Here is a 20112-nt window from a genome sequence, read left to right as displayed (position 1 = left end):
AGGGTTCGCGCGCTGCTACCTGATCGAAAACTGCTTTAGCGGGCCAGGAGATGACTGCGGCGTGTGCCGCCGCTGTCCGGGCGGAAACCCATCGCTTCCCAGAATGCGGCGGCGCCGGCATCGGCGGCGTTGAGCGACAGCCGCGGGGCCAGCGCGAGGCCCTGCTGGATCAATGCGCCGGCGAGGACACGGCCGACGCCCTCGCGCCGGCAGCCCGGCCGGACATAGACATGGCGGATGCGCAGGAGGTCGGGAGCCGGATCGTACGGGTCGGGCGTCACCGCTCCGACCGCCGCCAGGGCCCCGTTCCGATAGGCTGCGAAGAGGGCGCTGCGCTCGTCGGTGCCCGCATAGCGGCCGGCATCCCATTCCTCCAGCACGCCCTCGACGAAACGGTAGCCCTCGGCCGCCGCTTCCTCCTGCAGCGCGGACAGATCGCCCGGCAGAGCCTCGCTCAGCCGGACGATCTGCACGGAGGCCGGGATCACAGCCCTTCGAACAGCGCGCTCGAAATATAGCGCTCGGCGAAGGAGGGGATGATCGCCACGATGGTCTTCCCGGCGTTCTCCGCCCGCGCACCGACCTCGAGCGCCGCGGCGATCGCCGCGCCCGAGGAAATGCCGGCCGGGATGCCCTCGGCCTTGGCGAGTGCGCGCGAGGTCTCGAAGGCGGTCTGGTTGCCGACGGTGACGACCTCGTCGATGATGCCGCGGTCGAGGATCCCCGGCACGAAGCCGGCGCCGATCCCCTGGATCTTGTGCGGGCCGGGCTGGCCGCCGGACAGGACCGGCGAATCCTCGGGCTCGACCGCGATCATCGTCACGGACGGCTTCTTCGCCTTCAGGACCTGGCCGACGCCGGTGATGGTGCCGCCGGTGCCGACGCCGGAGATCACGATGTCGACCGCGCCGTCGGTGTCGTTCCAGATCTCCTCGGCTGTGGTCTTGCGGTGGATCGCGGGATTGGCCGGGTTCTCGAACTGTTGCGGGATGATCGCGCCCGGAATCTCGTTCTTGAGCTCCTCGGCCCTGGCGACCGCGCCGCGCATGCCGCCGGGGCCGGGCGTCAGCACGAGCTCGGCGCCGAGGAAGGCCAGCATCTTGCGTCGCTCCAGCGACATCGTCTCGGGCATCACCAGGATCAGCCGGTAGCCGCGCGCGGCGGCGACGAAGGCGAGCGCGATCCCGGTATTGCCCGAGGTCGGCTCGATCAGCGTGCCGCCCGGCTTGAGCGCCCCGGAGGCTTCGAGCGCGTCGATCATCGCGACGCCGATGCGGTCCTTGACGCTCGAGATCGGGTTGAAGAATTCGAGCTTGGCCAGGATCGTCGCCTTGACGCCGCGCTCGGCCGGGAGCCGGTTCAGGCGGACCAGCGGCGTGTCGCCGATCGTGTCGGTGATCGAATTGTAGACGCGGCCGCGGCCGGGGACATGGGCGGTACCGGGCTTCTGCGCTGAATCGGCCATGGCGGCCCTCCCTGCTTCTGATCCGTGTGGCGTGAACCTCGCTGTCAGCCTAGCATCAAATCACGAAATATGTCGAGTAATAGAGAAATCTACATATCATATCGTGAAATCTGCGGTGATCGCGGTCTTGCCGGTGGCGGCGCGCGCTTCGGCGTCGCGGCAGAGATCGGCCACGGTGACGGCGTCGAGCGCGGCCAGCCAGGCGTCCATGGCGCGCTGCATCGTCGGCCCGATCACGGCGTCGACCAGGGCGGAACGCGGCAGCGGCGGCAGGGTTTCGTCGGCATTCGCCTGCATCGCGGCGCGCACGATCTCACCGGCGGTGATGCGGCGGCGTTCCTTGGCGAGCTCGTAGCCGCCGCGCGGCCCGCGCACGCCTTTGAGGATGCCGGCCCGGACCAGGGCCTGCAGCACGGTTTCGAGATGGCGCGGCGGCAATTCGTGCCGCGCCGCCAACGCCTTGGCCGCGACCGGCGCCGGGCGCGCATGCAGGGCGATGTCGACCACGGCGGCGACGGCGAGCAGGCTGCGGCGCGAGGTCTGGATCATGCCTTGCCCCCTGCGGCCCGGCGCGGTGCCGCATCGCTGACCCCGGTCGAGCCGAAGCCTCCGCTGCCGCGCCGGGTGCCAGTCAGCTCCTCGGCCGCCTGGACGGTCGCCTGCAGCACCGGGGCGACGACGAGCTGGGCGATGCGGTCGCCATGACCGATGATGAACGGCGCCTCGCCGAGGTTGACCAGCAGCACCTTGAGCTCGCCACGATAGTCGGCGTCGATCGTGCCGGGGGCGTTCAGCACGGTGACGCCATGGCGTAGCGCCAGCCCGGAGCGCGGCCTGACCTGCCCCTCGCTGCCCGGCGGCAGCTCCAGCACCAATCCGGTCGGCACCAGCAGGCGGGCGCCCGGCTCCAGCACCAGCGGGCCGTCGGACAGAGCGGCGCGCAGGTCGAGGCCGGCGGCGCCGGCCGTCTCGTAGGCAGGCAGATTCAGGTCCCGCGCATGCGGCAGGCGTTGGATGCGCAGCGTCGCCATCGTCTCAGCCCTTCTGCGCCAGCAGCTCGGCGAAATGCGCGACCAGCCGTGCCGCCACCTCCGCCTTGGGCAGGGTCGGCCAGGTCTCGACGGCCTCGGCGCTGACCAGGTGAACGGTGTTGGCGTCGCCGCCCATCACGCCGGTGCCGCCGACATCGTTGGCGACGATCAGGTCGCAGCCCTTCTTGGCCAGCTTGGCGCGGGCATAGTCGACGACGTTCTGGGTTTCGGCGGCGAAGCCGACGACGAGGGTCGGGCGGTCGATCTCGCGTGCGGCGATGGTGGCGAGGATGTCGGGATTCTCGACCAGGGCGAGGTGGGGCGGGCCGCCTCCGCCCTTCTTCATCTTCTGGCCGACCGCGTCGGCGGTGCGCCAGTCGGCGACGGCGGCGGCGAAGATCGCGATATCGGCCGGCAGGGCCGCTTCCGTCGCGGCCAGCATGTCGCGGGCGCTCTCGACATGGATGGTGGAGACCCCGTCCGGATCGGGAAGGGAGACAGGGCCGGAGACCAGCGTCACCTCCGCGCCCGCCGCGGCGGCGGCGGCGGCGATGGCGTGGCCCTGCTTGCCGGAGGACCGGTTGGCGATGTAGCGCACCGGATCGATCGGCTCGTGCGTCGGGCCGGAGGTGACCAGCACGCGCTTGCCGGCGAGCGGCCCCGGCCCCGTGGCGGCGCCGCCGGGCAGCCGGCCGAGGAAGCCGATCGAGGGAAGATGGCGGGCTTCGCCGGCGAGGGCCAGTTCGATCGCGGCCAGGATCTCGTGCGGCTCGGCCATGCGGCCGGGGCCGCTTTCGCCGCGCTCGGCCATGGCGCCTGAATTGGGGCCGACGACGAGGACGCCGTCCTTCTGCAGCGTCGCCATGTTGCGGCGCGTCGCCGGATGCTCCCACATCCTCGGATTCATCGCCGGGGCGATCAGGATGCGTTTATCCGTCGCCAGCAGCGCTGTAGACGCCAGATCGTCGGCATGGCCGTTCGCCATCTTGGCGATCAGGTCGGCGGTGGCGGGCGCCACGACCACGAGGTCAGTAGAGCGCGACAGGGCGATGTGGCCGATATCGGCCTCGTCGGTCAGCGAGAACAGGTCGGTGAAGCATTTCTCGCCGGCGAGCGAGGAGACGGCGAGCGGCGTGACGAACTGCTCGCCCGCCCTGGTCAGGATGCAGCGGCAGGCGATGCCGTGGTCCTTCAGGCGCCGGATCAGTTCCAGGCACTTGTAGGCGGCGATGCCGCCGCCGATGATCAGCAGGATGGAGCGGGAGGCGGGCAAGGGCTTGGCTCCGGATGCGGGACGCCAGCTTGGTAGCATCGGCCGGCCCGCGCTGTCATGTCTCGGCCGGCGCGAGGCGCTGCATCGCTGCGACGGCGGGCGCGTCGGCATGTTGCAACCGCACCATGGGCTCGGCTAGTTGTTCCCGGGCTCTCCCTCACCGAATTCCAGCGACGAAGGCATCCCGATGAAGAAGGTTTATCCCGACGCCAGGGCGGCGCTCGCCGGCGTCGTCAAGGACGGCATGACCATCATGGCCGGCGGCTTCGGCCTCTGCGGCATTCCCGATACGCTGATCGAGGCGATCCGCGAATCCGGGGCGAAGGACCTGACCTTCATCTCCAACAATGCCGGCGTCGACGGTGCCGGCCTCGGGGTCCTGCTCGAGACCCGCCAGATCAGGAAGATGATCAGCTCCTATGTCGGCGAGAACAAGCTCTTCGCCGAGCAGTACCTCTCCGGCCAGCTCGAACTCGAGTTCAACCCGCAGGGCACGCTGGCCGAGCGCATCCGCGCCGGCGGCGCCGGCATCCCGGCCTTCTTCACCAAGACCGGCGTCGGCACGCTGATCGCCGAGGGCAAGGAGGAGCGCGAGTTCGACGGCGAGCGCTACATCATGGAGCGCGGCCTCTTCGCCGACATCTCGATCGTCCACGCCTGGAAGGGCGATACCGAGGGCAACCTCGTCTACCGGAAGACGGCCCGCAACTTCAATCCGATGATGGCGACCGCCTCCCGCTTCACGGTCGCCGAGGTCGAGCATCTGGTGCCGGCCGGCGAGATCGATCCCGACCATATCCACACGCCCGGCATCTTCGTGAAGCGCATCGTGCACGTCGCCAATCCGGTGAAGCGCATCGAGCAGCGCACCACGCGCAAGCGCGAAACGGCCTGAGAAGGAGATCACGCACATGGCCTGGACCCGTGAACAGATCGCCGCTCGCGCCGCCAAGGAGCTGAAGGACGGCTTCTACGTCAATCTCGGCATCGGCATCCCGACGCTCGTCTCGAACTACATCCCCGCCGGCATGAGCGTGCAGCTCCAGTCGGAGAACGGCATGCTCGGCATGGGGCCCTTCCCCTATGAGGGCGAGGAGGACCCGGACCTGATCAATGCCGGCAAGCAGACCATCACCGAATTGCCGACGACGAGCTATTTCTCCTCGTCGGATTCCTTCGGCATGATCCGCGGCGGCCATATCGATCTCTCCATCCTCGGCGCCATGCAGGTGGCGGAGAATGGCGACCTCGCCAACTGGATGATCCCCGGCAAGATGGTGAAGGGCATGGGCGGCGCCATGGACCTCGTCGCCGGCGTCAAGAAGGTCGTCGTGGTGATGGAGCACGTCGCCAAGAACAAGGACGGCTCGGAATCGCCGAAGCTGCTCAAGAAGTGCGATCTGCCGCTCACCGGCGCCGGCGTCGTCGATATGGTGATCACGGATCTCGGCGTCTTCGCGATCGACGAGAACGGCGGCGGCATGACGCTGATCGAGCTCGCCGAGGGCGTCTCGCTCGACGAGATCAAGAGCAGGACCGAAGCGCCGTTCAAGGTCGCGCTCTAATCCTCCGCACAGAGCCGCCGCAGCGCTTCGGCGAAGGCGCGCGCGGCCGGGCCCATCGCCTCGTCGAGGCGGTGGGCGAGATAGGTCTCGGCCGGCAACTGCGCGCGGCGGCCGAGCGCCCTGGTCGCGAGCCTGACCAGCCTGCCCTCGGCCAGGTCACGCTCGATCAGCCAGCGCGGCAGCCGGCCCCAGCCGAGCCCGGCCAGGATCATCGCATGCTTGCTGTCCTGCCCGGTGACGCGGCAGGTCTGCGGCGAGAGCACGCCGAAATCGCGCTGGCCCGAAAGCGGCGTCGGGTCGATCTGGACGATCTGCAGATGCTCGGCGAGCTCGGAGCGGGTCAGCGTTCCGCCATCTCCCGCCCTGGCGAGCGGATGGGCGGGCGCCACGACCGCGATCATCTCGACGCCCATCAGCGCCTCGACGGCGATGCGCGGATCGCGGAAATCCTCGCCGACGGTGATTGCCAGCGCGCTGCGCCGCGCCAGCAGCGCGGCGATCGGCCCGCCCAGCGGCTCGACCGCGACCCGGATCGACACCGAGGGATAGCGCGCGCGGACCTCGGCGAGAGCCGCGCCGATGAGCGGCAGCGGGAAGAGCACGTCGATCGTCAGGGCGAGCTCGATCTCGACACCCTCGCCGAGCCCGCGGGCACGTGCCCGCAAGGCGCCGACGCGCAGCAGGATCTCGCGCATGTTGGCGAGCACCGCCTGCCCTTCCGGCGTCAGTGCCGGGCGGTGGCCGCTCCGATCGAACAGCGCGATGCCGAGCTCGGCCTCGAGATTGGCGATGGCGTGGCTCACCGCCGACTGCACCCGCGACAGCCGCACCGCGGCGGCACGGAAGCTGCCCGCCTCGGCCACGGCGAGGAAGACGCGCATCTGATCGAGCGTGAGGGCATCGAGCATGATCGGTTTCCTTGATCGACTCGATGCAAATTATCTCAGTTCCAGCGATCGTGCCGAGCCCCCATCTCGACACGGCACATAGCCACGGGACGTCTCATGCTCGATCGCCAGGATTCCGCCTCCTCCGCTCCGGATGCCCAGCTCGGCATCGGAGCAAACTCGCCCCGGCCCCGAACCGACTGGCTCGCCGTGGGCGTCGTCGTGGCGGCGGGGATCGTCGCCGCGCTGCAGGTCGGCAAGGCGCCGATCGCGATGCCCTTGCTGCAGGCCGAGTTCGGGCTCGATCTCGCGACGCTCGGCTGGCTCGCCTCGATCTTCGCCGTGCTCGGCATGCTCGGCGGCATCCCGGCCGGCACGGTCGCCGTCGGCGTCGGCGCGCGCCGCGTCCTCCTGCTCGGCCTGCTGGCGGCCGGCGTCGGCTCCTTCCTCGGTGCGGCTGCGCCGGGCTTTCCGCTGCTGCTGGCCTCGCGTGTGGTCGAGGGCCTCGGCTTCCTGCTGATCGTCGTCGCCGGGCCGGCGATCCTGCAGCGCGTCGCCAGTGCCGCGCGCCGCGACATCGCCATGGCGCTGTGGAGCTGCTTCATGCCGGCCGGCATGGCGCTCGCCATGCTCGCCGGGCCATGGTTCGCCGATTGGCGCGTCGTCTGGCAGGTCACGGGCGGCCTCGCCGTCGCGGCGATGGCGCTGGCCGCGCTGACCGTGCCCGTGGTCGAAGCCGGCCGCCGGCCGTCTCCCGGCCGGCTTGCGGAGGACGCCGGCACCGTGCTCTCGGCGCGCGGTCCGCAGTTGCTGGCGCTCTGCTTCGTGCTCTACGCGCTGATGTTCTTCGCCCTGTTCAGCTTCCTGCCGGTGCTGCTGATGCAGCGCATGCAGGCCTCCTTCACCAGCGCGGGCCAGCTCAGCGCGCTCGCCGGCGCCGTCAACATCATCGGCAACCTCGTGGCCGGTCTGCTGCTGGCGCGCGGCGTCTCGCGGCCGGGCCTGATCGTCAGCGCGAATCTGGTCATGGGGCTCTCGGCCGTCGGCATCTTCCTCGGCCTGCTGCCGGACGCCGCGACCTATCTGCTCTGCCTGCTGTTCTCGCTGGTCGGCGGGCTGATCCCGGCGACCCTGCTCGCTTCGGCGCCGGTCCTGGCGCCGGCGGCGGCGCTGACTCCGGTCGTCGTCGGCCTGCTCATGCAGGGCAGCAATCTCGGCCAGGTGGCCGGGCCGGTGGCGGTCGGAGGCATCATCGAGGCGTTCGGCTGGCCGGCGGCGGCATGGCTGGTCGGCACGGCGGCGCTGCTGGCGACCGCGACGGCGCTCGCACTGCGCGGCGCGCTCCGCCGGTCGGCCTAGAGCCGGATCGGATCAGATTGAATCAATCTGATCGGTAAAATGGTCTCTAGCTCCGTCCGGCCAGCCGCGGATCGCCTTCCCAGCCGGCACGCACGAGTTCGGGAATGTCGTGCTCCTCCTCGGGATAGCCGAGGCAGAGATAGCCGATCAGCTTCCATTCCGGCGCTGCGCCGGTGATCGCGGCGATCTCGGCCGGATCGAGGATCGAGACCCAGCCTACGCCGAGCCCATGCGCGCGGGCGGCGAGCCAGAACTGCGTGATCGCCGCCACCACCGAATAGTCGAGCATCTCCGGCATGGTCCGTCGGCCGAGGCCGTGGCCCTGTGCCGTGCCATGATCGCAGAATACGGCGAACTGCACCGGCGCCTCGCGCAGACCTTCGAGCTTGAGCCGGGCATAGAGCGCGGCCCGCTCGCCCTCGTATTCGGCCAGGGCGTCTGCATTGCAGCGGGAAAAGCTCGCCTGCACCGCGAGGCGCTGATCGGGATCGTCGATCCTCAGCCAGCGCCAGGGCTGCGAATGGCCGACGGAGGGCGCAAGCCGCATCAGATCGAGCAGGGTCGCCAGCAGCGTCTCCGGCACCGGCTCGCGGCGAAAGCACCGGACGTCGCGGCGCCAGGCGATCAGCTCGGCGAGCGTGTCGCGGAAGCCGTCGCCGAAGACAGGGGGCACCGGTCGGTCCCGGCCTGAGGTCGGCGAGCGGCTCATCTGTCCCGCACCGCGATCGCGTGGAAGAAGGAGCCCGAAACCAGGCCGCTTCGGCTGCCGGCTGGCGCGGGCGCCGCGCCATGCGGATCGGTGACCATGGCGAAGGGCGGGTCCTCGCCCGGCGAAACCACCGTGGCGTAGTGGAATTCGTGTCCGCTCAGGCGGTCTCCGGCGCGGCCGAGCGCGCCGTCCGAGGCGAGCACGGCGTTGCGATAGCCGAGATTCATCCGGCGCCTGGCGAAGCTGGTTTCGACCGAGAGCAGCCCGGCCATGGCATGGCGGACGCCGTCCGCGTCGATCAGGCTTCTGCCCAGCACCATATAGCCGCCGCACTCGCCGTGGACGGGGCGCGTCCGGGCGAAATCGCGCAGGCCGCCGAGGAAGCGCGAGGCGGCTGCGAGCCGGCCGGCATGCAGTTCGGGATAGCCTCCGGGCAGCCAGCAGGCGTCGCAGCTCTCCGGGGGCGGCTCGTCGGCGAGCGGCGAGAACGGCACGAGCTTCGCCCCTAGCGCTCGCCAGCCGGCTTCGACATGCGGATAGACGAAGCTGAAGGCGGCGTCGCGGGCGATGGCGAGACGCTTGCCGGGCGCCGGCAGCGCCGTCGCCATCCGTTCATAAGCCGGCAAATCAGTAGCGCCGGCGGCTGCGATGACGGCGTCGAGATCGACCGCCGCCGCGACGGCCTCGGCCAGCGCATCGAGGCGCTGATGCAGGTCCTCGGTCTCGCCGGCCTGGACCAGGCCGAGATGGCGCTCGGGCAGGATCAGGCTCGCTTCGCGCGGCAACGCGCCGAGGACCGGCAGGCCGATCTTCTCCATGCCGGCGGCCGCCAGCCGGCGATGGCGCTCGCTCGCCACCTTGTTGAGGATGACGCCGGCGATGCGGATGCGCCGGTCGTAAGCCATGCAGCCGAGCGCCACCGCTCCAGCCGTCTGCGCCTGGCCGGAGACGTCGACGACGAGCGCGACCGGCCATCCCATGAAGGCGGCGATGTCGGCGCTGGCGCCGGTATGGCCGTCAGGACCCGGCACGCCGTCGAACAGCCCCATCGAGCCCTCGGCGATCACGATGTCCGCGGTCCCGGCCGCTTCGCTCGCGATCTGGCGAAGCAGCGCGTCGGGCATCGCATAGCTGTCGAGATTGGCGCTCGGCGCAGCCGTCGCCGCGGCGTGGAAGGCGGGATCGATATAGTCAGGCCCGCATTTCAGCCCGCGCACCCTGAAGCCGCGGCGGGCGAGCGCCCGCTGCAGGCCGAGGGTGATCGTGGTCTTGCCTGAGCCGGAGCGCGGCGCGGCGACGAGGAGTCCGCGGGCTGTCATCGGCAGCCCTCCCCGTCAACGCGAGGAGGAGTAGCCGACGAAGCAATCCAGGGGCCGTCGAGCGAGTTCTCCTGGGCGCTTCGCTCGCAGTGGCGGCTGATCATCAGATCCCGCCCCCCGGCCGGAAGCGGCGGTCGTAGCCGGCCGAGTAGAGCGCGCTTTCACCGAAGTCGGAGCTCGCCAGCGCCGGGCCGACCAGGATCAGCGCCGTGCGCTCGAGCTCCGCCGCCCGCACCTTGTCGGCGATGTCGGCGAGCCGCCCGCGCAGGATGCGCTCCTCCGGCCATGACGCGCGGAAAACGATCGCGACCGGGCAGCCGGCGCCGTAGAAAGGCGTCAGCTCGGCGACGACCTGCTCGATCACATGGATCGAGAGATGGATGGCGAGCGTCGCGCCCGAGGCCGCGAAGGTCGCGAGCTTTTCCGTTTCGGGCATGGCCGAGGCACGGCCGGAGGTGCGCGTCAGCACCAGCGACTGCACGACGCCGGGCAGGGTCAGCTCGCGTTTCAGCGCGGCGGCGGCCGCAGCGAAGGCCGGCACGCCCGGCGTGATCTCGTAGGGGATGCCGAGCCGATCCAGCCGGCGCATCTGTTCTCCCGTCGCGCTCCAGATCGAGATGTCGCCGGAATGCAGCCGCGCGACGTCCTTTCCCTGCGAGTGCGCGCTCTCGATCTCGGCGATGATGGCGTCGAGGTCGAGCGGGGCAGTGTCGACGATGCGCGCGCCCGGTGGGCACCAGCCGAGCATCGCCCTGGGGATCAGCGAGCCGGCGTAGAGACAGACCGGGCAGGCGCCGATCAGCTCGCGTCCGCGCAAGGTGATGAGATCGACCGCGCCGGGGCCGGCGCCGATGAAATGCACGGTCATCCGAGGTTCCTCGCCAGCGCGCAGGTGACCCGGGCCGTGGCGATGCGCGGCTGGATCAGTTCTGCTCCCGGCCCGGCCGCGGCCAGCGCCGCCGCCTCCGCCACCGAGCCGACACCGTAGAGCCCGGATATCCGCGTCGAGCGCGTGGCGCAGGCGGCCTCGAAGCCGGCGAGCGCCTCGTCGGGAACGGCGACGAGCGTCAGTTCACGGGCCTGTGCCACGGCCGCAAGGCCCGGCTCGTTGCGGCGCGAGGCCAGAGTGGCGAGGCGTCCGATCGCATCTCCGGGCAGGTTGGCGGCGGCGAGCGTCTGCGCCAGGCAGGCTTCGATATCCGCCTCGGAGGTGCCGGGCCGCAGGCCGATGCCGACGACGATCGTCGTCATCCGTCACTCTCCTCGCGGCTGTCTTTCCGGGGCAGGCCGCAGGCCTGAGCCCGGAACCCATGAATGCGACCTTGGTCATGGCTTCCGGCCTCGCGGCTTTGCCGCGCCCCGGAATGACGGGGAGGGGAGGCAACCCTCACGGCTTCACCACCCGCCATTGCGTCACCGCCATCGCGGCGCGCCAGCCATGCATCGTGCCGATCGGGTCGAGATGCGAGACGCCGATGCGGCGCAGATTCCCGCCATGGGCCGAGAACAGCGCGGCGAGCCTGGCCTCGCCCTCGATCGTCACCGCGTTCGCCACCAGCCGACCGCGCGGCTTCAGCGCCGCGAAGGCGGCTTCGAAGACGCCGGGATCGGTCAGCCCGCCGCCGATGAACACGGCGTCCGGGGACGGCTTGCCGGCGAAGCTCTCCGGCGCCTTGCCGTCGACGACCTCCAGCGGCGGCGCGCCGAGGGCCAGACGGTTGCGGGCGATGCGGGCGGCGCGCTCCGGCCGTTCCTCGAAGGCGATGGCGCGGTTGTGGCGATGGCGCAGGCTCCATTCGATGCCGACCGAGCCCGAGCCCGCCCCGACGTCCCAGAGCAGCTCCCCGGCCCGCGGCGCCAGGGCCGAGAGCGTGATCGCGCGGATATCAGCCTTGGTGAGCTGCCCGTCATGCTCGAACCAGTCGTCGGACAGGCCGGTCGCCAGCGGCAGGATGCGGGCGTCGCGGCTGGCGACGACCTCGATCGCGAGCATGTTGAGCGGCACGATGCCGTCGAGTGCGAAGGAATCGGCGTGCGCCTCGCGAATGCGCTCGTTCGGGCCGCCGAGCGATTCCAGCACGGTGATCGCGCTCTCGCCGAAGCCGCGCGCGCTCATCAGCTGGGCGACGGCGAGCGGCGTCGAATCGTCCCAGGACAGCGCCAGCACCCGCGCTCCCGGCTGCAGAAAAGGGATGATCCGCTGCAGCGCCCGGCCGTGCAGCGACACCAGCCCGCATTCCTCCTGCGGCCAGCGCATGCGGGTGCAGGCCATCGAGAAGGAGGAGAGCTGCGGGATGACGCGCATCTCCGCCGCCGGGACCGCCTTGGTCAGCCCGGCGCCGATGCCATAATGGAACGGGTCGCTGGTCGCGAGCACGCAGACGGCGCGGCCGCGCTCGGCCAGGATCGCCGGCAGCGCGTTGCGGAAGGGCTGCGGCCAGGGCCGCGCCTCGCCCGGGACGGCGCCGATCAGCTTGAGATGGCGCTCGCCGCCGAAGACGATCTCGGCGCCCTCCAGCGCGGCCAGCGCCTCGGCGCAGAGACCGGCCCGGCCGTCCTCGCCGAGACCGACCAGCGAAAGCCAGGGTCCGGCCGGCCTGCTCGACAGTTCGGTCGTTTCAGGCGAAAACTGCTGCATGACGGTCCTCATCCTCGGCGGCACCAGCGAAGCGGCAGCACTCGATCAGCTCCTGGCTGAGCAGGCACCCGAGATTCGCGCCGTGATCTCGCTCGCGGGCCATACGTCCGATCCGCGCCCCCTGTCCTTGCCGACCCGCACCGGCGGTTTCGGCGGCATCGCCGGTCTCAGGCAGTATCTCGTCGAGGAGCGCGTCGTGGCGGTCATCGACGCGACCCATCCCTTCGCCGCGATCATGCCCTATCACGCGCAGGCCGCCTGCAAGGCGGAAGGCGTGCCGCTGCTCGCGATCAGGCGCGCATCCTGGAAGCCGCAGGCCGGCGACCGCTGGAAGAGCGTGCCCGACATCGATGCCGCGGTCGAGGCGCTCGGCGACGCGCCGCGCCGCGTCTTCCTGACCATCGGCCGGCTCGAGCTGCCGCATTTCTTCGCCGCTCCGCAGCACCATTATCTGATCCGGGTGATCGAGCCGGTCGGCGATCTGCCGCTGCCGCACGCCAGGGTGCTGCAGCAGCGCGGGCCCTTCGAGGCGGACGCCGAGGAAGCGCTGATGCGCGAGGAGAGCATCGAAATCCTCGTCAGCAAGAATGCCGGCGGGCCGATGACCCTCGGCAAGCTCGTCGCGGCGCGCCGCCTCTCCTTGCCGGTGATCATGATCGAGCGGCCGCCCAAGCCCGATGTCGAGACCGTCGAGCATATCGATCAGGTCCTGCCCTGGCTGGTGGCGCAGGGGCTCTTCGTCACCGAGCGCGGCGTATAGACGATCGGGCTCGTTCCCTCGCGCGGGATCAGGCGCGTCGCGGCGGCGCCGATCATCACCAGGGTCGCCATATCGGCGCTACCGGCCGCAGCGACGGCGTCGGCGAGGCCGAGGATCCGCAAGCTCTCGTCGGGCCGCCCGACCGCGCGGGCGAAGATCACCGGCGTCTCCGGCGCGCGGATCGTCGCGGCCAGCTCCAGCGCCCTGCCGAGCTGCCAGGGCCTCGCCTTCGAGATCGGGTTGTAGAGCGCGATCACGAAATCGGCCGTGAGCGCCGCCAGCAGCCGCGCCGTGACGACCTCCCAGGGCTTGAGATTGTCCGAGAGCGAGATCGCGCAGAAATCGCCGCCGAGCGGCGCGCCGGCCCTGGCCGCCGCCGCCAGCATCGCGGTGACGCCCGGCTCGACCGTGATCGGAAGCCTGCGCCAGGACGGCTCCCCCGCTTCGAGCGCCTCGAACACCGCCGCCGCCATGGCGAAGACGCCGGGATCGCCGCCCGAGACGACCGCGACGGCCTTGCCCTCGGCTGCGAGCGCCAGCGCATGCCGCGCGCGCTCGACCTCGACGCGGTTGTCGGAGGCGTGCTTGGTCTGGCCGGCGCGCGCCGGCACGCGCTCGAGATAGGGCCCGTAGCCGACGAGATCGCTGGCGGCCTCGAGCGCCGCCTGTGCCGAGGGCGTCAGATAGCGCGCCTCGCCCGGGCCGAGGCCGATGATGGCGAGCGAGCCGGTCATGGGCGGGCTCCGCTCTTCCCTTCTCCCCTTGCGGGAGAAGGTGGCCCGAAGGGCCGGATGAGGGGTCGCAAAGGTCTATCCGTCATGCTCGCCCTTGTGGCGAGCATCCACATCTTGAACGCCGCATCGCGTGGAGGAAGACGTGGATGGTCGGGACAAGCCCGACCATGACGCGGAAGGGTCGCGCGCGCCCTCACCCCAGCCCTCTTCCGCAAGGGGGAAGCGGGTGGGTCGCGCCTGTCATCGCTCTCTCGAACAACGACTGCGTGTTGAATATCCCTCACAGCCGCCGCCCTTCGCCGGGGACGAGGATCATCGAGAAATAGGGCGCTTCGTCGTCGCTCTTGTCGGCGAGGCGCGTCACCACCTGGCCCGCCATGGTGGCGCGCTCGACATAGATCGCGCGTTCGATCAGCCCCGCCGCCTGCAGGGCGCGGCGCACCTTGGGCAGGTTGCGGCCGAGCTTCATGATCACGGCGGCGTCCGTATCGACCAGCCGGCGCGTCAGCTCGCCTTCGGCGAGCGTGCCGGGCACCACCGTCATCACGTCGTCGCCCCAGCTGATCGGAGCGTCCGCGCGGGCCCAGGCCCCGGCCATGCCGGTCACGCCCGGCACCACCTCGGTCGGAAAGCGATGCGCCAGGCGGCGCCACAGATGCATGAAGGAGCCGTAGAAGAACGGATCGCCGTCGCACAGCACGGCGACGCTGCGGCCTTGCGCCATCTCGCCGGCGAGCCGCTCGGCCGCTTCGTCGTAGAAAGCCGCGATCGGGCCGGTATAGCCCTCGTCCTCGACCGGGACCTCGATCGTCACCGGGAAGGCGAGCGCGATCTCGCGGGCCGGGTCGGGCGCGATGACGGCGTCGGCGGTGACGCGGGCATTGCCGCGCTTGCCGCGCTTGCAGAAGTGCACGAGCCGGTCGGCCTCGCGGATCACGTCGCGGGCGCGCACGGTCATATAGTCGGGATCGCCCGGGCCGAGGCCGACGCCGTAGAGCAGGGTGCGGGGCGTCTGTTCGCTCACGCCGCTCATTCCTTCACCTGTGCCAGCGCGTTGACGGCCGCAGCCGCCATGGCCGAGCCGCCGCGCCGGCCATGAACGACGAGGAAGGGCACGCGCCCGTCCTGCGCCAGCGCTTCCTTCGATTCGGCCGCGCCGACGAAGCCGACGGGAATGCCGATCACCGCCGCCGGCTTTGGCGCGCCCTCGTCGAGCATGTCGAGCAGGCGGAACAGCGAGGTCGGCGCGTTGCCGATGACGACGAGGCTGCCGTCGAGATGCGGGCGCCACAGCTCCATCGCCGCGGCCGAGCGGGTCGTGCCCATCTCCCTGGCGAGCTGCGGCACGGCCGCGTCGGCAAGCGTGCAGATCACGGCGTTCTTCGCCGGCAGGCGCGCGCGGGTGATCCCGTCGGCGACCATGCGCGCGTCGCACAGGATCGGCGCGCCCTTCGCCAGCGTCGCCTCGGCGACCTCGGCGAAATCCGGCGACATCGCCACGTCCTTCGGCAGGTCGGTCATGCCGCAGGCGTGGATCATCCGCACCACGATCCGCTCCGCCGCCCCCGAAAAGCGCGACAGGTCGGATTCGGCCCGGATGATGGCGAAGGAGCGCTCGTAGATCGCGGCTCCGTCGCGGATATAGGCGTGGCGCGTGTTCAACGTTCGACCTGCTGGTGGTGGCGTGCCGCTTCCAGGCGCGCGCGGATGTCCTGACCCGGTTCGAGCCGGCGCACAAGGTCCGGGAGGCTGAGGCTGGCGGTCGCGGCGGCGCGGGTGTCGCCGCCCAGGATCACCTCGTAGCGCCCCTCGCGGCCGACCAGGGTGAGATCGGCGCTGCCGGGCCGGGCACAGGACTTCACGCATCCCGACACGTGCAGCGAGAGCCCGTCCGACAGCAGCGCAGCGAGCGCGCCGGTCAGCGGCGCGGCGTCGGCCAGGGCCGGGACCTCGCCGCGCGCGCAGGCCGGTGCGCCGGAGCAGGCGGCGACCGCGAGGCGCGGATCGCCGGCCTTGGTGATGAGCCCTGCGCCCCGCAGGGCATCGCGCAGGGCGTCCGCCGCACCGGCGGAGAGTCCGCAGAAAGCGAACCCACGCCAGGGCGAGAGCCTGATCTCGTCCGTGCCGGCCGTGTCGGCGAGATCGGCGATCCGGCCCAGTCCCTCGGCATCCGTGCGGCCGAAGGGAAGAGAGACCAGCAGGGCGACGCAGCCGTCGCGCTCCCGAACGAGGCCGACGGGTTCGGGCCGTACCCGGAGCGCGGGTGCGGCCAGCGCCGGCAGTCCGCAAGCATCGGCCAGCGCCGCCAGCGCGTCCGGCTCGAGATCGCGCATGCGCCGCACCAACTCGGAGCGGCGGCAGATCGCCGCGAAGCCGCCGAGCAGCCGGGCTGCCCGCCCGGGCGCCTCGGCCAGGGCGACCGGCCCGAGCCAGCGCCCGCCCGGCAGGCTGAAGCCGACCGCCTCGGCCGAGATCGCCCGCAATCTCAGATCGACGGCGAAGCCGTCGAGCGCCAGAGCTCCGCCACCGTCGACGGCGATCGAGACTTTCGCCGGCAGCCCGGCGATGGCGCGGCCGGCTTGCTCGACCGCCTCCGCCAGCACGGCGGCGTCGACCAGCTCGTCCGCCGCCCGTCCGGCGAGCGGCGAGGCGAGCACCAGCTTGTTGGGGCCATCGCCCCCGGCTTCGTCGACGAGGCCTGCCGCCAGCAGCTCGTCGACCAGCGCCGGATGGGCCTCGGCGCGGATGCCGCGCAATTGCAGCTTGCCGCGGCTCGAGATCTCGACCTGGCCGTTCCCGTAGCGGCCGGCGAGCCCGGCGATGTCGGCGAGCTGGCCGGGCGTCAGCGCGTTGCGCGGCGGATGCAGGCGCACCAGCAGGCCATCGCCCGTCTGCATCGGCCGCAAGGTGCCGGGGCACCAGCCGCGCCGCATCGTCTCGCGAACCGGGACGGTCATTCGGCGACCTCCTCTCCGGTCAGCATCGCTGCCGAGTTCAGCCGGCTCTGCCAGAGCCCGCGCTCTTGGGCCTCGGTGAGGCGCGAGCGGATCGAGGTGGCGGCCGGCGCATTCGCCTGCTCCAGCGCCCGCCAGGTGGTGGGGTCGCCGCAATAGGCCTGGAACACCGCGTCGAACAGGGCGTCCGGGACCGCATCGGTGCTGGCGGCATAGACGAAGAGCGCATCGACTGCCTCGGCGAGCTCGGCCGCGCCGCGCCAGCCATGCGCGAGATGGCTCTCGATCCACCTGGGGTGGCAGAGCCGGCCGTGGACGATGCGCGACATGTCCTCGGAAAGGCTGCGTGCCCTCGGCCTGTCGGGATCGGAGGTGTCGAGGCTGTAGAGCGCCGCCTCGCCGCCCCTGGCCTGCATCGCCGCGACGAAGCCGCCGATCGCATCGGCGGCGCTGGTCGCCTCGAGGATGTCGCGTCCGGCCGTGTCGCTGACATGGACGAAGGCCTGGGCTTCCGCGACGCGATCGGCAAAGCCGCTATCCGGCGCTGCCGCGCCCTCCGCCCCGCCATAGGCGTGGCTGGTCGCGGCGAGATAGGCGTCGCCGAGCTCTGCGCGCGCCTGCCAGTCGCCGTCGAGTGCGCGGTCGGCCATGGCGGCGCCGTAGCGGCCCGGGGCGGCGCCGAAGATGCGCGCGCCCGACTCGCCGCGGCGGCGGGCCGCTGCCGGTTCGTTCCACTCGTCGGGCTCGTCGAGCGCCGCGACGGCGCGCGCCGCTCCGTCGAGCAGGGCGATCTGCGCCGGGAATGTGTCGCGGAAGGCGCCGGAGATGCGGATGGTGACGTCGGCGCGCGGCGCCGCGAGCTTGGCCTGCGGGATGATCGCGAAGCCGGTCACGCGCGCCGAGCCATGGTCCCAGACCGGCTCGACGCCCATCAGATGCAGGGCATGGGCGATGTCCTCGCCGCCCGAGCGCAGGGTCGGCGAGGCCCAGAGATCCATCACGATCCGGCGCGGATAGTCGCCCTCGTCCTGGAGATGGCGGGCGATGACGGCCTGTGCCGCCTTGGCGCCGAGCCTGGCGGCCGCACGGGTCGGCAGGGCGCGCGGGTCGAGCGTGGAGAGATTGCGTCCGCTCGGCAGCACGTCGGGCCGGCCGCGATGCGGCGCGCCGGCCGGGCCGGGCGGCACGAAGCCGGCATCGAGCGCCTTCAGCAGGTTGCGGCGCTCGCTCTCGGCCGACGCCGGGTCGGCCGCGGAGGAGCCGAAGACATGAAGCCCGTCGCGGAAGGCGGTCTCGGCGAGGTCGCAGAGATGGGCGTCGAGCGCCGCGAGCGCGCTCGGCATGTCCTGCTCCGGCGTGACGCCGCTCGCCGCGGCGAGGCCGGAGCGCTCGGCCCGGTCGAGGATCTCGCGCGCGACCAGCCCGGCCCGGCGCGGGTCGAGCACCTGCGCCTGCGCGTATTCCTCGACCAGATCGCGCAGCAGAGCCGCCTCGCCCGCTGCGTCATGGCTCGCCAGCGGCGGCGGCAGATGGCCGAGCGTCAGGGCGCCGAGCCGGCGCTTGGCCGGCGCCGCCTCGCCGGGATCGTCGACGACATAGGGATAGACGACCGGCAGCGAGCCGATCGCGAGCCGCGGCCAGCAGCCGGCAGACAGCGCCACCGCCTTGCCGGGCAGCCATTCGGTGGTGCCATGCGTGCCGAGATGGATCAGCGCATCGGCGCGGAAGACCTCGCGCAGGCCGAGATAGAAGGCGAGATAGCCGTGGCCCGGCGGCGCATCGGGATCGTGATAGCGCGCCTTGCGATCGGGCGCTGCGCCGCGCGGCGGCTGCAGCGCGATGGCGAGCTTGCCGAAGCGCACGAGCCGGAAACGAAAGGCCTCGCCGTCGCAGGCGGGGTCGGCTTCGGGCACGCCTTGGCTCGCGAGGAGCGCATTGCGCGCGCTGGCCGGGATGGTGGCGAGCCAGGCGCGGTAGCTGGCGAGCGGGACGGCGAAATCGGCGGGGCCGCTTGTCAGCGCCTTCATCAATTCAACGCCGTCGTTCCGGCCGGAGCCAAGCGGAGCGCCGGAATCCATCGTAGAGCACTGGAGCCCTTCGATGGATTCCGGAGCTGCGCCGCTGGCGCGGCGTGTCCGGAACGACGGAGGTTCCTGCGCAACATCATACCCCGCCTGGCCGAGCAACTCCCGGATCGCGAGCGCGCTCGCCTGCGTGTCGAGGCCGACGGCGAAGCCGGCGCGGCCGCCGCGGGCGGGATAGTCGGACATCACCAAAGCGAGCCGGCGCTCGCTCCGCGGCGTGCGGCCGAGCGCGACCCAGTTCGCCGCGAGATCGGCCAGCGCTGCGATGCCGTCGGCGTCGGGTGCGAACCGGCGCAGCGGCAGTCCGGTGGTGCGCTCGACGCGCTCCTCCTTGTAGGCGACGGGGATGGCGCCGAGCCGGCCGTCGAATTCGGGAAGGGCCGCCTGCATGGCGAGGTCGGCGGTGGAGAGCCCGCGCGGCGAGGCTTCCCAGGCCTCGCGGGCGCTGCCGACCGGCACGGCCTGCAGGATCGGGCAATCGGCGGCGTCGAGCACGAAGCCGTCGCCATCGCGCGCCGAGAAGGCCGTGCTGGAGACGATCAGGGCGGGCTTGCGTGCCGCGATCAGCGCGGCGAGCTCGGTTGCGACGTTCTCGTCCTTGAGGCTGGTCAGGGCGAGGGGCAGGGCTGCGAGGCCACGCTCGGCGAGAGCTGCCGCGATCGCCTCGACCATCGCGGTATCGCCGGCCGCGACGCCGGAGCGGTAGACGAGGACGGGAACGAGCGGGGCGCCGTCGGGCAGGGCCGCGAGCGCTTCGCGCCAGGGCCGGGGGGCGGCGTTCGGGCCGAGGGCGAAGAGGGTGAGGAGCGGGATGGGAGCGAGGTCGGAGGCGTCGCGCGACCCCTCATCCCCCTGCCGCGCCCTTCTCCCGCAAGGGGAGAAGGGGGCTGACGTCGCCGCTCCGCCCTTCTCACCTTGCGGGAGAAGGTGGCTCGGCGAAGCCGAGGCGGATGAGGGGTTGCGCTGCGCTTGCAGATAGCCCTCTACGCGCCCCAGCAGCCGCCGCATGTTCTCGGCACCGCCGCCGGCGTGGAAATAGCCGAGCAGTTCCTCGGCGAGCTCTGCCGGCACAGTGCCGTAGCCGGCCAGTCGCTCATCCGCCCGGTCGTCGCCCGGCAGCACCGCCAGCGCGACGCCGTGCTGCCGGCAGGCGCCGGCGATCTGCTCGACGCCGTAGCGGAGATAGTCGAGCCCGCCGAGGCAGCGCAGCAGCACGAAGCGCGAGCTGGCGAGGGTCTTCTCGATCAGCAGGTCGATCGAGAGCGGATGCCTGAAGCGCCGGAGCGGCACGAGGCGAATTGCGAACCCCTCCCCCTTGCGGGGAGGGGCAGGGG

General features: G+C 71.6%; 20 protein-coding genes. 4 read left to right on the top strand and 16 right to left on the bottom strand.

Going from position 1 to position 20112, the window contains the following annotated elements; all coding sequences use genetic code 11:
* Nucleotides 1–35 precede the first annotated feature (35 nt).
* From CS1GBM4_RS01780 to CS1GBM4_RS01760, 5 genes are all read right to left on the bottom strand, one after another.
* Nucleotides 36–488: a GNAT family N-acetyltransferase gene (locus CS1GBM4_RS01780; RefSeq protein WP_186416965.1), complete on the bottom strand. Its 453-nt coding sequence runs from the start codon at nucleotides 486–488 to the stop codon at nucleotides 36–38.
* Nucleotides 485–1465: a cysteine synthase A gene (gene cysK / locus CS1GBM4_RS01775; RefSeq protein ID WP_186416964.1), complete on the bottom strand. Its 981-nt coding sequence runs from the start codon at nucleotides 1463–1465 to the stop codon at nucleotides 485–487. The genes CS1GBM4_RS01780 and cysK overlap by 4 nt, the downstream gene beginning before the upstream one ends.
* Before the next feature lie 96 nt (nucleotides 1466–1561).
* The gene (locus CS1GBM4_RS01770) at nucleotides 1562–2014 is read right to left on the bottom strand and encodes an Rrf2 family transcriptional regulator (RefSeq protein ID WP_186416963.1); all 453 of its coding nucleotides are present in this window, start codon (nucleotides 2012–2014) and stop codon (nucleotides 1562–1564) included.
* On the bottom strand, nucleotides 2011–2496 hold the full coding sequence (gene dut, locus CS1GBM4_RS01765) for a dUTP diphosphatase (RefSeq protein ID WP_186416962.1): 486 nt from the start codon (nucleotides 2494–2496) through the stop codon (nucleotides 2011–2013). The genes CS1GBM4_RS01770 and dut overlap by 4 nt, the downstream gene beginning before the upstream one ends.
* A 4-nt stretch (nucleotides 2497–2500) precedes the next feature.
* The gene (locus tag CS1GBM4_RS01760; protein ID WP_186416961.1) at nucleotides 2501–3808 is read right to left on the bottom strand and encodes a phosphopantothenoylcysteine decarboxylase; all 1308 of its coding nucleotides are present in this window, start codon (nucleotides 3806–3808) and stop codon (nucleotides 2501–2503) included.
* 148 nt (nucleotides 3809–3956) lie between these two features.
* Between CS1GBM4_RS01760 and CS1GBM4_RS01755 the strand changes: the two genes are divergently transcribed.
* Both CS1GBM4_RS01755 and CS1GBM4_RS01750 read left to right on the top strand, forming a co-directional pair.
* Nucleotides 3957–4664 (top strand): CoA transferase subunit A, encoded by a 708-nt coding sequence (locus CS1GBM4_RS01755; RefSeq protein WP_186416960.1) that lies wholly within the window; start codon nucleotides 3957–3959, stop codon nucleotides 4662–4664.
* 16 nt (nucleotides 4665–4680) lie between these two features.
* The gene (locus CS1GBM4_RS01750) at nucleotides 4681–5334 is read left to right on the top strand and encodes a CoA transferase subunit B (RefSeq protein ID WP_186416959.1); all 654 of its coding nucleotides are present in this window, start codon (nucleotides 4681–4683) and stop codon (nucleotides 5332–5334) included.
* Here CS1GBM4_RS01750 and CS1GBM4_RS01745 read toward each other — a convergent pair.
* Nucleotides 5331–6242 carry a LysR family transcriptional regulator gene (locus CS1GBM4_RS01745; protein WP_186416958.1) on the bottom strand — a complete coding sequence of 304 codons (912 nt, stop codon included), beginning with the start codon at nucleotides 6240–6242 and terminating at the stop codon, nucleotides 5331–5333. The two genes, CS1GBM4_RS01750 and CS1GBM4_RS01745, sit on opposite strands and share 4 nt — an antisense overlap.
* A 96-nt stretch (nucleotides 6243–6338) precedes the next feature.
* Between CS1GBM4_RS01745 and CS1GBM4_RS01740 the strand changes: the two genes are divergently transcribed.
* Nucleotides 6339–7580, top strand: a complete 1242-nt coding sequence (locus tag CS1GBM4_RS01740; RefSeq protein WP_186416957.1) for an MFS transporter — start codon at nucleotides 6339–6341, stop codon at nucleotides 7578–7580.
* A 46-nt stretch (nucleotides 7581–7626) separates the two neighbouring features.
* On the opposite strand, the gene bluB is transcribed toward CS1GBM4_RS01740, so the two are convergent.
* From bluB to cbiE, 5 genes are all read right to left on the bottom strand, one after another.
* On the bottom strand, nucleotides 7627–8289 hold the full coding sequence (bluB, locus tag CS1GBM4_RS01735) for a 5,6-dimethylbenzimidazole synthase (protein ID WP_186416956.1): 663 nt from the start codon (nucleotides 8287–8289) through the stop codon (nucleotides 7627–7629).
* A complete protein-coding gene (locus CS1GBM4_RS01730) occupies nucleotides 8286–9608 on the bottom strand; it encodes a cobyrinate a,c-diamide synthase (RefSeq protein ID WP_186416955.1) in 1323 nt (440 codons plus the stop codon). Before CS1GBM4_RS01730 ends, bluB begins: the two co-directional genes overlap by 4 nt.
* Nucleotides 9609–9711: 103 nt before the next feature.
* Nucleotides 9712–10476 carry a precorrin-4 C(11)-methyltransferase gene (gene cobM / locus CS1GBM4_RS01725; RefSeq protein ID WP_186416954.1) on the bottom strand — a complete coding sequence of 255 codons (765 nt, stop codon included), beginning with the start codon at nucleotides 10474–10476 and terminating at the stop codon, nucleotides 9712–9714.
* Entirely contained in the window at nucleotides 10473–10859 is a 387-nt protein-coding gene (locus CS1GBM4_RS01720; RefSeq protein ID WP_186416953.1) for a cobalamin biosynthesis protein, read from the bottom strand. The genes cobM and CS1GBM4_RS01720 overlap by 4 nt, the downstream gene beginning before the upstream one ends.
* A 136-nt stretch (nucleotides 10860–10995) precedes the next feature.
* A complete protein-coding gene (cbiE, locus tag CS1GBM4_RS01715) occupies nucleotides 10996–12246 on the bottom strand; it encodes a precorrin-6y C5,15-methyltransferase (decarboxylating) subunit CbiE (RefSeq protein ID WP_186416952.1) in 1251 nt (416 codons plus the stop codon).
* Between cbiE and CS1GBM4_RS01710 the strand changes: the two genes are divergently transcribed.
* The gene (locus tag CS1GBM4_RS01710; protein WP_186416951.1) at nucleotides 12245–13006 is read left to right on the top strand and encodes a cobalt-precorrin-6A reductase; all 762 of its coding nucleotides are present in this window, start codon (nucleotides 12245–12247) and stop codon (nucleotides 13004–13006) included. The genes cbiE and CS1GBM4_RS01710 overlap by 2 nt on opposite strands.
* On the opposite strand, the gene cobJ is transcribed toward CS1GBM4_RS01710, so the two are convergent.
* From cobJ to cobN, 5 genes are all read right to left on the bottom strand, one after another.
* Nucleotides 12949–13740: a precorrin-3B C(17)-methyltransferase gene (gene cobJ, locus CS1GBM4_RS01705; RefSeq protein WP_186416950.1), complete on the bottom strand. Its 792-nt coding sequence runs from the start codon at nucleotides 13738–13740 to the stop codon at nucleotides 12949–12951. The genes CS1GBM4_RS01710 and cobJ overlap by 58 nt on opposite strands.
* 280 nt (nucleotides 13741–14020) lie before the next feature.
* Entirely contained in the window at nucleotides 14021–14773 is a 753-nt protein-coding gene (locus CS1GBM4_RS01700; protein WP_186416949.1) for a precorrin-2 C(20)-methyltransferase, read from the bottom strand.
* Entirely contained in the window at nucleotides 14770–15402 is a 633-nt protein-coding gene (locus CS1GBM4_RS01695) for a precorrin-8X methylmutase (RefSeq protein ID WP_186416948.1), read from the bottom strand. Before CS1GBM4_RS01695 ends, CS1GBM4_RS01700 begins: the two co-directional genes overlap by 4 nt.
* Entirely contained in the window at nucleotides 15399–16697 is a 1299-nt protein-coding gene (cobG, locus tag CS1GBM4_RS01690; RefSeq protein WP_186416947.1) for a precorrin-3B synthase, read from the bottom strand. Before cobG ends, CS1GBM4_RS01695 begins: the two co-directional genes overlap by 4 nt.
* A complete protein-coding gene (gene cobN / locus CS1GBM4_RS01685) occupies nucleotides 16694–20077 on the bottom strand; it encodes a cobaltochelatase subunit CobN (protein ID WP_244607001.1) in 3384 nt (1127 codons plus the stop codon). The genes cobG and cobN overlap by 4 nt, the downstream gene beginning before the upstream one ends.
* Nucleotides 20078–20112 lie beyond the last annotated feature (35 nt).

Origin of the sequence: Allobosea sp. CS1GBMeth4, from assembly GCF_900185715.1 — a bacterium.
Taxonomy (GTDB): domain Bacteria; phylum Pseudomonadota; class Alphaproteobacteria; order Rhizobiales; family Beijerinckiaceae; genus Allobosea.
The sequence above is the reverse complement of the archived record's forward strand: the minus strand, read 5'-3'. Positions and strand labels throughout refer to the sequence as shown.